Source organism: Streptomyces sp. NPDC090499 (genome assembly GCF_044769305.1).
GTDB lineage: Bacteria > Actinomycetota > Actinomycetes > Streptomycetales > Streptomycetaceae > Streptomyces.
In genome coordinates this window covers 256,350-269,872 of record NZ_JBIVXP010000010.1, presented here as the reverse complement: position 1 = coordinate 269,872, position 13,523 = coordinate 256,350, and the positions used below count along the sequence as shown (strand labels likewise).

Genomic DNA, 13,523 nt, shown 5'->3' with positions numbered 1-13,523 from the left:
CCGATCGGCAGGCCCGTCTTGGCCACCCGCACCCGCTTCCCGTACGCCGACGAGGTGATCGCCGACCGGCCCCGCCGGTATCCGGCAGGCACCGGGGTCGACGCCCGAACCGCCGTCTGCGTCCTCACCCACGACGGTGTGGCCGGCTGCCGGCGAGGGTGCGGTGGAAGCAGGCCGGACCGGCCGGACAGAGGGCGATCCCGATCGGCAGGCCCGTCTTGGCCACCCGCACCCGCTTCCCGTACGCCGACGAGGTGATCGCCGACCGGCCCCGCCGGTATCCGGCAGGCACCGGGGCCGACGCCCGAACCGCCGTCTGCGTCCTCACCCACGACGCCGAGTTCGGCATCCCTGTGCTGCGGCTCGCCCTTGACCTCCCGGTCGGCCGCATCGGCGCGGTGGGCTCGCGCCGCACCGACGACCAGCCGGGCCAACCGGTCGGCGTGCGCGGGGCATTGCCCGGCGGTACCGGTCCGACCGGCCCGACAACGATTGAAGGAGTGGGGCGGATGCCCCACTCCTTCTCGCATGCGTCAGGCGGTCACAGGTGCTTCGTGAAGAACGCGGTGAGTTTCTCGGCGACCTGCGGGACGTACTCGGGGTTCCAGTACAGGTCGATGTGGCTGGCGCCGTCCAGGACGAAGAGCTCCTTCGGCTCCTGCGCCCTCCCGATCGCGTCCTCGCTCATGTACAGCGTGTCGGCCTCGGAGCCGGCGATCAGCAGCAGCGGGCGCGGGGAGATCAGCTCGATGCCCTCGAACGGGAAGAACGCCATCTGCTGGCTCAGGCTGGAGAGGGCGAACGTCCCCATGAACCGGGGGTTGGGGTCGATCTCGGAGTAGTACCTGTACCCCTCCTGGTACATCATCGGGATCGTCGACAGGTCGTTCATGTCGAACCTGGGGTTGTCGGCGATCAGGGAGAACATCTCGACCTCCCCGCCGGCCTCCTCGCGCGTGCGGGCCCGGCCCGACCGCTTGAGCAGGTCGGTGCGGTACTCCGCCGACTGCTTGCCGAGCGGGCCGACACCGTCGCGGCGCGCGGAGCCGATGTTGAAGGTGCTCACGCCGGCGACGGCCTTGATGCGCAGCTCGGTCTGCGACACGTTGACCGTGTAGCCGCCGCCCGCGCAGACGCCCAGCGCGCCGATGCGCTCCGGGTCCACTTCCGAGCGGTTGCTGAGGAAGTCCACCGCACGGCGGATGTCCTCGGTACGCGCCGAGGGGAACTCCGAGAAGTGCGGCTCCCCGCCGCTCTCGCCCTGGTAGGAGGCGTCGAAGACCAGGGTGACGAAGCCCTGTTCGGCCAGCAGCTTCGCGTAGGTCGTGGAGACCTGCTCCTTGACGGCGCCGAACGGGTGGGTCACCACGATCGTGGGGTACTTCGTGCCCTGCTCGAAGCCTGCGGGCCTGAACAGGTTGCCGACCACCGTGTTGCCCTTGTTCTGGAAAGTCACTCGTTCCATGTGCGGGTCCTCTTCGTTCCAGGTTCTCTGTGGTGCGTGGCTCGGCCGGCGGAGTGCGGGGTTCCCGGACGTGCGCGCGCCCACGGTCCGGTCCCCGTGACTCGTCCATCTCTGCCGGGGGCGCCGACGGACGAGGGCCGACGGACGGACACCTACCGGCGACGCGGGTAGGCCATCACCCTCGTCGTCCCGGTCTCCGAGTGGCAGGCCCTGCCATGACGTGGAGTCCCGGGCCGTGGTGTGACAGGGCACCCCAAGTCTCCGCGGAGCAGGTCAGAGGACTGATCCGGCTTCGTCCGAGGAGGATGCCGACGGCCCGCCGCCAGGGGCCGTGCCCTTCGGGGCGCGTCTCCACAGGCCGGGCGTGCGGCGCAGGCCGGCACCGGGTGGCAGGTCCCCTGCGCGGGGGTCACCTGGGCGCGGCGGGCCCGCAGGAAGCGCCCCAGCTCGATACCCCGCCGCCGCTGCGCCCCACGGACCCGTCATGCCGTTCGGTCTCACCCCGCCCTGATCCGCATGGCGGGTCCGTGGGGCGCCGTGTCACAGCACGGAGGGTGCGCGGGCCGGGTCCGTCACGGTGCGACGTCGACCAGGACTTTGCCGACCACGCCGTTCTCGATTGTCCGGTGCGCGTCGGCGGTGCTGTCGAGCGGAAAGCGGATCAGCGGCAGGCCGTGCCGCTCGCCGACCGGCAGGGCGCCGTCGCGCACTGCGGCGGCGATGTCCTCGACGGCTGCGGCGCGTGCCTGCGGGCCGGCCGTGTAGAGCACCAGGAACTGGAAGCGCGTGTTCAGCACCATGGCTCGCTGCACGTTCAGTTCGACCGGCCGGCCGCCGTCGTTGGCGTAGACGGAGATCGTGCCGCGGCTGCGCAGTACGGCCAGGTCGAGCGCGAGGTTCGCGCCGAGCGCCACCTCGGCGACGATGTCGACGCCGTCCGGGGCGATCTTTCGGATGTCGGCGGCCGGATCGCCCTCGCGGTAGTTGACCACGTGGTGGGCGCCGGCGGCGATGGCCAGTCGGGCCTTGTGCGGGCCGCTGATCGTGCCGATCACGGTGGCACCGGCCCATCGGGCGAGTTGGATCACCGCGTGCCCGACCGCTCCGGCGCCGCCTGCGGCGAGTACCACCCTGCCGTCGAGCGCGCCGGGCACCAGGCGGCGTGGCCCGTCCTCGGCCACGGTGAGCGCCCGGTGCGCGGTGAGTGCGGGCACGCCGAGCGAGGCCCCGATGTCGAAGCTCACCTCGTCCGGCAGCGGCACGGCCTGTGCGGCGGGGACGACGGTGAACTCGGCGGCGGTGCCGGTGGGCCGTCCGGCGGCGGCCATGAGCAGCCATACCCGCTCACCGACCCGGTCCTGGTCGACCCCCTCACCGGCGGCGTCGATCACGCCTGCGCCGTCGAGGTGCGGTGTGACCTCGGGGAAGCGCTTGGGGTGGGCGATGCCGGCACGGGCCTGCCAGTCGGTCGGATTGACTCCGGACACGGCGACCCGGACACGGACCTCACCGGGGCCGGGCGTGGGCAGGTCACGGTCGACGAGCCGGAGGACTTCGGGGCCGCCGTTGTCGCGGTAGATGATGGCCTTCATGAGCCGTCCTAAGAGCCTGGCCTGGTGGAAGAAGGCGACGACCGCACCATTGACGTTCGATACACATCGAACCGTTCGTCGCGGATCGAACATTACGACGGGCGTCGAACTTTCGGCAAGGGGAGGCTAAGCTGCTCCTCGTGAGTGAAGTCATCGAGCCCGCCATCGAGACCGTGACGATAGACGTCGTGCTCAGCGCGCTCGCCGACCCGATCCGGCTCACGTTCGTGCGCGCTCTGGACGGCATCGGCGACTGGGCGTGTGGCAGCGACGTCCTCAAGGCCGCCGGCGTCACCATCGGCAAGTCGACGCTGTCGCACCACCTCAAGGTGCTGCGCAGTGCCGGTCTGATCCATACGCGCGTGCACGGCACCCGCCGGCTGGTCACGTTGCGTCACGACGAGCTGAAGCGGCGTTTCCCCGGTCTGCTTGAGATGCTCCGTGAACCCGCCTCCGCCGATACGGCAGCGCAGATGCCGACCCCGACCGTGTGACGGCGACGAGAAGGGCACTTCCGCGTACGGGGCCGGATCAGGGTCGGTGATCGGCAACCGGAAGCCTCGGTCTTCTGTGCCGGCTGGAAATCCCCGTCACACACACGCGACCGCGCCCCCTACAACCCCACGATCTTGTTCCACCGCTTCGCGAACCCGACCCGTTCCGTCGACGTGATGTCCCGGGCGATCGCGAGCCGCTTGCGCATCGCCGCGTCGGGGAAGATGAGGGGGTTGTCGGCGAGGGCCGCGGTGTCCTTGTCCTTGGAGTCGGCGAGGACCTGCTGGGCCGCCGGGACCGGGCAGACGTAGTTGACCCAGGCGGCCAGCTCGGCGGCGACCTCCGGCTGGTAGTAGTAGTCGACGAGACGCTCCGCGTTGGCCTTGTGGTCGGCGCGGTCCGGGATCATCAGGGAGTCGGACCAGAGCTCCGCGCCCTCCTCGGGGACGACGAAGCGGATGTCGGGGTTGTCCGCCTGGAGCTGGATGACGTCGCCCGAGTACGCCTGGCAGGCCAGGACGTCCCCGCTGACCAGGTCCTTGGTGTAGTCGTTGCCGGTGAAGCGGCGGATCTGGCCGCGGTCGATCTGCTGCTGCACCTCGTCGCAGACGGCGTAGAAGTCGTCGGCCGTCCACTTGGTGATGTCCACGCCGTTGCCCTGCATGAGCAGTGCGAAGGCCTCGTCGAGGCCGGAGAGCAGGGTCACCCGGCCCTTGAGGTCGCTCGCCCACAGGTCCTTGACGTGCCGGATCTCGCGGCCCAGCTTCCGGCGGTTGTACGCGATGCCGGTGATGCCCGACTGCCACGGCACGGTGTAGAGGCGGCCCGGGTCGAAGGCGGGCGAACGGAGCAGCGGGTCCAGGTACTTCGCCACGTTCGGCTGCTGGGCGCGGTCCATCTTCTGGACCCAGCCGAGGCGGACGAACCGCGCGCACATCCAGTCGCTGATGACGATCAGGTCCCGGCCGGTGGACTGGTGGTTCATCAGCGCGGGGCTGATCTTGCCGAAGAACTCGTCGTTGTCGTTGATCTCCTCGATGTAGTCGACGGAGATCCCGGTGCTCTTCTCGAAGGCGTCGAGGGTGGGCCGCTTGTTCAGGTTGTCGTCGTCGACGTCGATGTACAGCGGCCAGTTCGCGAAGACCAGCCTGTGGTCCGAGGCGGACACGTCGGTCACGGCGCGGTCGCCGGCCCTGACGTAGGCGGCGGGCACCCCGCAGCCCGCCAGCGCGCCGAGCGCGGCGGTGCCGCCGAGCGCGCGCAGCAGGGAGCGACGGGAGAGCGCGGGCGTCTGGGAAGAGGTCTGGGGCACATCTGAAGCATGTCGCGCCCGCCCGCCGCCGGGCAATCGACGCTGCGTCGAGCCACCTGACGGGTACCGGACACCTTGTCGATGCCCCCGGTCAACACGGCGTTACAGCGGAGCGCTGCCCGGGGACCTCTGGGCCCCGGGCAGCGCAACCCGCCGGAAGGGGCGCGGGGAACTGCGCGAGCAGCCCCCACCGCGCCGCAGCCGCAACTACGCGTCCAGCGACGTCATCACGTGCTTGATCCGCGTGTAGTCCTCGAACCCGTACCCGGACAGGTCCTTGCCGTACCCGGACTTCTTGAAGCCGCCGTGCGGCATCTCCGCGACCAGCGGGATGTGCGTGTTGATCCACACGCAGCCGAAGTCCAGCTTCTTGGACATCCGCATCGCCCGCCCGTGGTCCTTGGTCCACACGGAGGAGGCCAGCGCGTACTCGACGCCGTTGGCCCACTCGGTGGCCTGGTCCTCGTCCGTGAAGGACTGGACGGTGATGACCGGTCCGAAGACCTCGTTCTGGATGATCTCGTCGTCCTGCTTGAGGCCGGAGACGACGGTCGGCGCGAAGAAGTAGCCCTTGTCGCCGACCCGCTGGCCGCCGGCCTCGACCTTGGCGTGGGCGGGAAGCCGCTCGATGAAGCCGGAGACCTGCTTGAGCTGGTTCGGGTTGTTCAGCGGTCCGAACAGCACGTCCTCGTCGTCCGGCTGGCCCGTCTTGGTCTCGGCTGCGGCCTTCGCGAGCGCCGCGACGAACTCGTCGTGGATGGACTCCTGGACGAGGACCCGGGTCGCCGCCGTACAGTCCTGGCCGGCGTTGAAGAAGCCCGCCACCGAGATGTCCTCGACGGCCTTGGCGATGTCGGTGTCCTCGAAGACGACGACGGGGGCCTTGCCGCCGAGCTCCAGGTGGACCCGCTTGAGGTCCTTGGACGCGGACTCGGCGACCTGCATGCCGGCCCGCACGGAGCCGGTGATGGAGGCCATCGCCGGGACCGGGTGCTCGACCATCGCACGGCCGGTGTCACGGTCGCCCGTGACGACGTTGAAGACGCCCTTGGGGAGGATGCCCCCGATGATCTCGGCCATCAGGACGGTCGACGCCGGGGTGGTGTCCGACGGCTTCAGGACCACCGTGTTGCCCGCGGCGATCGCCGGGGCGAACTTCCACACGGCCATCATCATCGGGTAGTTCCACGGCGCGACCTGGGCACAGACGCCGACCGGCTCGCGGCGGACGATCGAGGTCATCCCCTCCATGTACTCGCCGGCCGAGCGGCCCTCCAGCATCCGGGCCGCACCGGCGAAGAACCGGATCTGGTCGACCATCGGCGGGATCTCCTCGGAGCGGGTGAGCCCGGTCGGCTTGCCCGTGTTCTCCACCTCGGCCGCGATGAGTTCCTCGGCCCGCTCCTCGAACGCGTCCGCGATCTTCAGCAGGGCCTTCTGGCGCTCGGCGGGCGTGGTGTCGCGCCAGCCCGGGAAGGCCGCGGCCGCGGCCGCCATCGCCGCGTCGACGTCGGCCTCGCCGGACAGCGGGGCCGTGGCGTACGCCTCGCCGGTCGCCGGGTTGACCACCTCGGTGGTCCGTCCGTCGGCGGCGTCCCGGAACTCACCGTCGATGTAATTGCGCAGACGACGCAGCTCGGTGCTCACTGCCGGCCCTCCAAGTTCGGTGTCCATTCACTGAGACACCCACAGTAATCCGAGATCCCACGTTTTCAACACCCCCACAGCCGCCGCGTCTGCGAAATCCGCAATCAACGGCACCTCAAACAACGAATTTCATCGATACGGCCTTGCGGAACCGTCGAGACGTCGTGCACAGTGAGGTGGTGGCCAGTCGAAGCGCAGACCAGAGGGACTCGTCCCGCGAGTCCAGGAACGGCACCCCGCAGTTGGACGCCGTTTCCCTCGCCATCATCCAGCAGCTCCAGGAGGACGGCCGCCGGCCGTACGCCGCGATCGGCAAGGCCGTCGGCCTGTCGGAGGCGGCCGTGCGCCAGCGCGTCCAGAAGCTGCTGGACCAGGGCGTCATGCAGATCGTCGCCGTCACGGACCCGCTCACCGTGGGCTTCCGCCGGCAGGCGATGGTCGGCGTCAACGTCGAGGGCGATGTCGAGTCGATCGCGGACGCGCTGACGGCCATGTCGGAAGTCGAGTACGTGGTGATGACCGCGGGCTCGTTCGACATCCTCGCGGAGATCGTCTGCGAGGACGACGACCACCTGCTGGACGTCATCAACAAACGCATCCGGGCCCTGCCCGGCGTGCGCTCCACCGAAAGCTTCGTCTACCTGAAGCTGAAGAAGCAGACCTACATGTGGGGAACCCGATAACCGTGACCCAGAAGGACCTCAGCCGCACCGCGTACGACCACCTGTGGATGCACTTCACCCGCATGTCCTCGTACGAGAACTCGCCCGTCCCGACCATCGTCCGGGGCGAGGGCACCTACATCTACGACGACAAGGGCAAGCGTTACCTCGACGGTCTCGCCGGTCTGTTCGTGGTCCAGGCCGGCCACGGCCGCGTCGAACTCGCCGAGGCCGCCTTCAAGCAGGCCCAGGAGCTGGCGTTCTTCCCGGTGTGGTCGTACGCCCACCCGAAGGCTGTCGAGCTGGCGGAGCGGCTGGCCGATCACGCCCCGGGCGACCTGAACAAGGTCTTCTTCACCACCGGCGGCGGCGAGGCCGTCGAGACCGCCTGGAAGCTCGCCAAGCAGTACTTCAAGCTGCAGGGCAAGCCGACCAAGTACAAGGTCATCTCGCGTGCGGTCGCCTACCACGGCACCCCGCAGGGCGCCCTGTCGATCACCGGCCTGCCGGCGCTGAAGGCCCCCTTCGAGCCGCTCGTCCCCGGTGCCCACAAGGTCCCGAACACCAACATCTACCGCGCCCCGATCCACGGCGACGACCCGGAGGCCTTCGGCCGCTGGGCCGCCGACCAGATCGAGCAGGAGATCCTCTTCGAGGGCCCCGACACCGTCGCCGCGGTCTTCCTGGAGCCGGTGCAGAACGCGGGCGGCTGCTTCCCGCCCCCGCCCGGCTACTTCCAGCGCGTGCGCGAGATCTGCGACCAGTACGACGTGCTGCTCGTCTCCGACGAGGTCATCTGCGCCTTCGGCCGCCTGGGCACGATGTTCGCCTGCGACAAGTTCGGCTACGTCCCGGACATGATCACCTGCGCCAAGGGCATGACCTCGGGCTACTCCCCGATCGGCGCGTGCATCGTCTCCGACCGCGTCGCCGAGCCGTTCTACAAGGGCGACAACACCTTCCTGCACGGATACACCTTCGGCGGCCACCCGGTCTCCGCGGCGGTCGGCCTCGCCAACCTCGACCTGTTCGAGCGCGAGAACCTCAACCAGCACGTCCTGGACAACGAGGGCGCCTTCCTCTCCACCCTGCAGAAGCTGCACGACCTGCCGATCGTCGGCGACGTCCGCGGCAACGGCTTCTTCTACGGCATCGAGCTGGTCAAGGACAAGGCGACCAAGGAGTCCTTCAACGACGAGGAGACCGAGCGCGTCCTGTACGGCTTCCTCTCGAAGGCCCTGTTCGAGAACGGCCTGTACTGCCGTGCCGACGACCGCGGCGACCCGGTCGTCCAGCTCGCCCCGCCGCTGATCTCCAACCAGGAGACCTTCGACGAGATCGAGCAGATCCTGCGCGCCACCCTCACGGAGGCGTGGACCAAGCTCTGATCATCGGATCAGCCGTCTGATCATCCGGCCCCGGCGCCGCCCGTTCGAGTGAGAACGGCGGCCCGGGGCCGTGTGCTGTCCGGGCTCCGCCCATGGATTTGCCTAGCGTGCACGTGACCGATCGGCCCAGCCTTCGTTCCCCCGGACGTGGGAAGGCACGGCAAAACGGATCAGAACCGAGGTGTTACGCCCATGGAGGCCCCGCCGGACAACGACGTGCTGTGGGCACGCGCCCTGCACTTCAGCCACCAGGACGGCTCACCCGGCATCACCGGCATCTCGCTGGGCGTGCGCGAGGGCGAGATCCTCGCCGTCAGCGGCCCGCGCGGCAGCGGCAAGACCACGCTCCTGAGGTGCCTGGCCGGTCTGGTCCCGGCGCAGGACGGCGAGGTCTGGTTCAACAGCAAGGCCGTGCACCGGATGGGCCCGTTCGCCCGCGAGCGGCTGCGCCGCGACCGCTTCGGCTGGATCGACCCGGCCCCGACCCTCGTCCCCGAACTGAACGTCTGGGAGAACACCGCCCTGCCCCTGATGCTGCGCGGCACCGGCCGCCGCCGGGCCAAGGTGGCCGCGCTGGAGTGGCTGGAGCGCCTCGACGTCGGCGACAAGGCCCGCAAGCACCCGGCCGAGCTCCAGCAGGCCGAACGCCAGCGCGTCTCCATCGCCCGCGCCCTCGCCCCCGCGCCCACGGTCCTCTTCGCCGACGAGCCGACGGCCCCGCTGCACCGCGCCGACCGCGCCCACGTGCTGCGCACCCTCACCACGGCGGCCCGCTCGCACGGCATCACGGTCGTCCTCGCCACGCACGACGCGGAGACGGCGGCCCTCGCCGACCGCAAGGTCGACCTCCTGGACGGCCGCCGGGTGAACACCGTGCACCTGCCGCCGGTCCCCGAAGCGGAAGGCCGGGCCGAGTGCTCAGTCTCCGTCTGACCCGCGCCGCCCGGCCGACCGTCCAGCTGCGCCGCCTCCTGGTGGCCGCGGCGGCCGCCGGTACGGGCTTCCTGCTGCTGTCCGCCCTCGGCTACGCGCTGGCCCACCCGAACCACTCGACGGCGGCCCTCCTGCGCCTGTCCTGGTGTTCGGTCCCCGCCGCCAGCACGGTGTACCTCGCGGTCGCGGTGGCCCGCACCGACCCCGGCGCCAGGCCGCGCCCGGGGCTGTCCGCCTTCGGCCTGGGCCCGGCCCGCCTGATGGCGATCGCCGCCCTGAACACGGCCCTCGCCTGCACCCTCGGCTCCGTGCTGGCCCTCCTGGTCTTCCTCCACCTGCGCGGCGACCTGACGGGCCTGCCCTTCGACGGCGCGGCGAAGGACCTCCTGGCAGCCGACAGCTCCCTGCCGGTCCCGGCGGCCCTGACCCTCCTGGCCGTCCTCCCGGTCCTCGCCTCCACGACGGTCGCCCTGGCCCTCCGCCCCCGCGACCTGCCCCACTCCGGCGCCCGCACCCGCATCCACGGCCGCTTCGGCGCCTACGGCCGAACGGCGAAACCCGAGACCTTCGGCACCTACGGCCGCTTCGGTGCCCGCTTCTTCCGCGGTCCGACGCCCGGCACCCGGCCACCGCTCGGACCCGCTCACCCCGCGGACAGCCCGCAGCCACTGCTTGAACCCGCGGTCAGTCGTGCCGCCGGGGCGGCACAGGCGGGCGCGGACAGCACCCGGCCGGCGCCGGCAGGCGAATCCCACCCCCCGGCCCCGGCCGACGGCGCCGACTCCACCCCGGCCCCCCTCCCCGACCTCCCCACCGCCCCGCCCACCGGCCTCCCCTGGGGTATCGCCGTCCTCGCCGCAGGCCTCGCCGTGGAGTCCTACGCCGGCGTCACCGAGACCGCCCCGCGCACCGCGCTCCCCGGCGGCCTGGCCGGCGGCCCCGTCGGCGTCCTGGCCGGCTGGGCCCTCACCGCCCTCGGCCTGATCCTCGCCGCCCCCGGCCTCACCCACCTCTGCGGACGCCTGCTCCAGTCCGTCCGCCCCGGCGCCCGCCGTCTCCTCGCCGGCCGCGTCCTGATGGCGGAGGCCACCCGCATCGGCCGCCCCCTCGGCGTCGTCTGCGCGGTGGCGTCGGCCGCCTTCGCGACCACCGCCCTCTACGGCGACGACGGCAGCGCCCCCGCCTTCGGCCCCCTCACCGCGCTCGGCGGCCTCGTGGTGGCCGGCTGCACGGTCGCCACCCTCCTCACCGCCGCCACCGAGGCCCGCCGGTCCCGGGCCGACACCACCGCGGCCCTGCTCCGCCTGGGCGCCCCGGCGGCCGTGCTGCGCAGCGCGGCGGCCCTGCGCACCGGCGCCCTGCTGGCCCTCTTCGGCCCCCTCACCCTGCTGATCGCGGAACTCGCCGCACTCCCGCTCGCCCGCTGAAAGGCCGTACGAAAAAAACCCGGCCCGGCGATGACTTCGGCCGCGTCCCCCGGTCTATCCCCGCGAACGGCACGACACCCGAGGGAGAGACCCCATGTACCAGCAGATGATCTTCGTGAACCTGGCCACCGACGACGTCGCCGCGTCGCGGAAGTTCTTCACGGAGCTCGGCTACTCGATCAACCCGCAGTTCAGCAACGACGACTGCTCCTGTGTCGTGATCAGCGACACGATCATCGCGATGCTGCTGAGCAGACAGCGCTACGCCGACTTCACGAAGAAGGAGATCGCCGACTCGACGAAGACCAGCGAGGTGCTGATCTGCCTGAGCGCGGAGAGCCGCGCGAAGGTCGACGAACTGGTGGAGAAGGCGGTCGCGGCCGGCGGCACGGCCAACGACGACGTCCAGGACCAGGGCTTCATGTACGGCCGCTCCTTCGAGGACCTGGACGGCCACAGCTGGGAGGTCGTGTGGATGGACCCGGCGGCGGTGCAGGGCTGACACCTACAGTGGGCGGGTGCATCCGACACCCGCCCAGCCGTCCTCCGGGCAGCCCCGTCCTGCCCAGCCGAACCCGGCGCAGCACCGGGCCGCCCGCGACCGTGAGATCGAGTCCCTCGCCGAGTTCGACGAGGTCGTCGCCGCGCACGGGACGCTCGCCCAGTACCGGCTCCAGGCCGTCGATCTGACGGACCGTACGGACGTCCTGCTGACCACCGACACCACCGGCGCCGTCTTCCTCGGCTGCCCGATGTCCCCCGAGGCCGCCGCCCGGGCCGGCGCGTCCGGCGCGCTGGTGTTCCCGCCGGTCCCGGACCTCCCCTTCGACCCCTACCGCGCCTTCGTCTACACGCCCGGCGAGCTGTTCGACTCGCTCGACACGGGCTACGAGGCGACCCCGGACGCCCGCTCGTACGCCTGGTTCCAGCAGACCAGGGCGGACGGCGACATATTCGGTTCGATGCTGCGCTCGATCCACGACGACGCGGTCTCCGACGCGCTGGACGAACTCCTCGTCGGCGCCCGGGTGGTGGGCGTGATGGGCGGCCACGCGATGGCCCGCGGCACCGCCGAGTACGCCGGTGCCGCCCGGCTCGGCCGGGAGCTCGCGCGGGACGGCTTCACGGTGGCGACCGGCGGCGGCCCCGGCGCGATGGAGGCGGCGAACCTGGGCGCGTACGCGGCGCCCTTCGAGGACGGGATGCTCGACGAGGCGCTGGAGCTCCTCACCAAGGCACCGTCGTTCCGGCCGTCCGTCACCGACTGGGCGCGCGCCGCCTTCGAGGTCCGCGAGCGCTGGCCGGACGGCGGCGCCTCGGTCGGCATCCCCACCTGGTTCTACGGCCACGAGCCGCCGAACGCCTTCGCCGCGCACATCGCCAAGTACTTCGCCAACGCCACCCGCGAGGACGGCCTGCTGGCCCGCTCCAACGCCGGTGTGGTGTTCCTGCCGGGCGCCGCCGGGACCGTTCAGGAGATCTTCGACAACGCGACGCCCAACTACTACGAGTCACGCGGTGAGCCGACCCCGATGGTGCTCGTGAACGAGGCGCACTGGAGCGGGAAACTGCCGGCCTGGCAGCTGCTGACCTCGCTCGCGGGGGAGCGCGCGATGGCGTCCCGTATCGCCCTCGTTGACCGGATCGAGCAAGCTTCACAAGCGCTGAAACGTCTCACCAATTAAACAGAAGGTAAAGTCAACATCCGTGGACCGCATATGCGTTGACACTACTTACGGCGCACTTATAGACCTGAGGGACTCTTGGGGATTCTGATGCCTCACCGCATTGCCGCATCAACTCCCCCTCAGCCCCCCTCAGTTATGCACTCAGTAAGGACAAACGTGTCCATATCCCGCCGCAGTGCACGTCGTTCCGTGCGCGTCCTGGGAGTTGCCGCCGCGTCGGCCGCGCTGGCGCTCAGCGCCTCCGGCTCCGCCCTCGCGTGCAGCATCTCCGACTTCTCCGCCGAAGCCACTTGCGACGGCACCAACGGCGTCATCAATGTCAAGGACATCGACGCCTCCGGTACTTCGGCCACCATCACCGTCTTCCTCGAGAACAACGGCGCCGACGCGCAGCAGGTCGGCGAGGCCCAGACCGTCAAGGGCTCGAAGGCCGGCACCACCGTCCCCTTCTCCGAGGACTGGAAGCCGAACGCGGAGTACCGGGTCCACGTGGTGGTCGACACCAAGGGCATCAAGATCGACAGGGACATCACGCCCAACCTGACCACCCCGTCGACCGCGTGCAAGTCGGACGAGAGCGCCAGCCCCTCCCCGTCGGACTCGGCCACCCCGTCGCCCTCGGCGTCCGAGACCACCCCGGCCGAGTCGGACTCCCCGACCCCGTCGGCCTCGGAGAGCAGCAGCACCGCCCCGGCGACCACGTCGGACAACGCCCCGTCCCCGGCCGTCGGTGAGTCGAACCTCGCCGAGACCGGTGCCAACTCCAACACCGGCCTGATCGCCGGTATCGCCGCCGCGCTCGTGGCGGTCGGCGGTGGGGCTGTCTGGTTCGGCATGCGCCGTCGTGGGGCGCACAGCGGCAGCTGACGCGCTTCCCACCCCATCCGTACACCGTCGAGGCCCGTCCCCGTATC

Annotated in this window: 12 protein-coding genes and 1 pseudogene; 9 read left to right on the top strand and 4 right to left on the bottom strand. The window is 70.7% G+C overall.

Annotated features, from left to right (window positions below; all coding sequences use genetic code 11):
• Positions 1-209: 209 nt before the first annotated feature.
• Positions 210-422: pseudogene (locus ACIQVL_RS32875) on the top strand (XdhC family protein); the annotation flags it as partial.
• Positions 423-541: 119 nt separating this feature from the next.
• Here the strand turns inward: ACIQVL_RS32875 and ACIQVL_RS32870 are convergent.
• Both ACIQVL_RS32870 and ACIQVL_RS32865 read right to left on the bottom strand, forming a co-directional pair.
• Positions 542-1,465: an alpha/beta hydrolase gene (locus tag ACIQVL_RS32870; RefSeq protein WP_403477152.1), complete on the bottom strand. Its 924-nt coding sequence runs from the start codon at positions 1,463-1,465 to the stop codon at positions 542-544.
• 572 nt (positions 1,466-2,037) lie between these two features.
• A complete protein-coding gene (locus ACIQVL_RS32865; protein ID WP_403477151.1) occupies positions 2,038-3,057 on the bottom strand; it encodes an NADPH:quinone reductase in 1,020 nt (339 codons plus the stop codon).
• 140 nt (positions 3,058-3,197) lie between these two features.
• On the opposite strand from ACIQVL_RS32865, the gene ACIQVL_RS32860 reads away from it, so the two are divergent.
• Positions 3,198-3,551: an ArsR/SmtB family transcription factor gene (locus tag ACIQVL_RS32860; protein WP_403477150.1), complete on the top strand. Its 354-nt coding sequence runs from the start codon at positions 3,198-3,200 to the stop codon at positions 3,549-3,551.
• 119 nt (positions 3,552-3,670) lie between these two features.
• Here ACIQVL_RS32860 and ACIQVL_RS32855 read toward each other — a convergent pair whose 3' ends face one another.
• A complete protein-coding gene (locus tag ACIQVL_RS32855) occupies positions 3,671-4,864 on the bottom strand; it encodes a PotD/PotF family extracellular solute-binding protein (RefSeq protein ID WP_403477149.1) in 1,194 nt (397 codons plus the stop codon).
• 207 nt (positions 4,865-5,071) lie between these two features.
• Complete coding sequence (locus ACIQVL_RS32850) at positions 5,072-6,511, bottom strand: gamma-aminobutyraldehyde dehydrogenase (RefSeq protein WP_403433097.1); 1,440 nt, start codon at positions 6,509-6,511, stop codon at positions 5,072-5,074.
• Positions 6,512-6,675: 164 nt separating this feature from the next.
• Between ACIQVL_RS32850 and ACIQVL_RS32845 the strand changes: the two genes are divergently transcribed.
• From ACIQVL_RS32845 to ACIQVL_RS32815, 7 genes are all read left to right on the top strand, one after another.
• Positions 6,676-7,194 (top strand): Lrp/AsnC family transcriptional regulator, encoded by a 519-nt coding sequence (locus ACIQVL_RS32845; RefSeq protein WP_089098474.1) that lies wholly within the window; start codon positions 6,676-6,678, stop codon positions 7,192-7,194.
• On the top strand, positions 7,179-8,561 hold the full coding sequence (locus ACIQVL_RS32840; protein WP_403433094.1) for an aspartate aminotransferase family protein: 1,383 nt from the start codon (positions 7,179-7,181) through the stop codon (positions 8,559-8,561). The genes ACIQVL_RS32845 and ACIQVL_RS32840 overlap by 16 nt, the downstream gene beginning before the upstream one ends.
• A 192-nt stretch (positions 8,562-8,753) precedes the next feature.
• The gene (locus ACIQVL_RS32835; protein WP_403433091.1) at positions 8,754-9,494 is read left to right on the top strand and encodes an ABC transporter ATP-binding protein; all 741 of its coding nucleotides are present in this window, start codon (positions 8,754-8,756) and stop codon (positions 9,492-9,494) included.
• Positions 9,476-10,921: a hypothetical protein gene (locus tag ACIQVL_RS32830; protein ID WP_403477148.1), complete on the top strand. Its 1,446-nt coding sequence runs from the start codon at positions 9,476-9,478 to the stop codon at positions 10,919-10,921. The genes ACIQVL_RS32835 and ACIQVL_RS32830 overlap by 19 nt, the downstream gene beginning before the upstream one ends.
• A 94-nt stretch (positions 10,922-11,015) precedes the next feature.
• Positions 11,016-11,423 (top strand): VOC family protein, encoded by a 408-nt coding sequence (locus ACIQVL_RS32825; RefSeq protein WP_403477147.1) that lies wholly within the window; start codon positions 11,016-11,018, stop codon positions 11,421-11,423.
• 16 nt (positions 11,424-11,439) lie between these two features.
• On the top strand, positions 11,440-12,606 hold the full coding sequence (locus ACIQVL_RS32820; RefSeq protein ID WP_403433083.1) for an LOG family protein: 1,167 nt from the start codon (positions 11,440-11,442) through the stop codon (positions 12,604-12,606).
• A 138-nt stretch (positions 12,607-12,744) separates the two neighbouring features.
• Positions 12,745-13,476, top strand: a complete 732-nt coding sequence (locus ACIQVL_RS32815) for an LAETG motif-containing sortase-dependent surface protein (protein ID WP_403477146.1) — start codon at positions 12,745-12,747, stop codon at positions 13,474-13,476.
• The last annotated feature ends 47 nt before the right edge of the window (positions 13,477-13,523 follow it).

Excerpts from the sequence above, each read along its gene's own strand:
- ACIQVL_RS32870 (WP_403477152.1), bottom strand. The coding sequence starts at position 1,465 with ATGGAACGAGTGACTTTCCAGAACAAGGGCAACACGGTGGTCGGCAAC.
- ACIQVL_RS32865 (WP_403477151.1), bottom strand. The coding sequence starts at position 3,057 with ATGAAGGCCATCATCTACCGCGACAACGGCGGCCCCGAAGTCCTCCGG.
- ACIQVL_RS32835 (WP_403433091.1), top strand. The coding sequence starts at position 8,754 with ATGGAGGCCCCGCCGGACAACGACGTGCTGTGGGCACGCGCCCTGCAC.
- ACIQVL_RS32825 (WP_403477147.1), top strand. The coding sequence starts at position 11,016 with ATGTACCAGCAGATGATCTTCGTGAACCTGGCCACCGACGACGTCGCC.
- ACIQVL_RS32815 (WP_403477146.1), top strand. The coding sequence starts at position 12,745 with ATGCACTCAGTAAGGACAAACGTGTCCATATCCCGCCGCAGTGCACGT.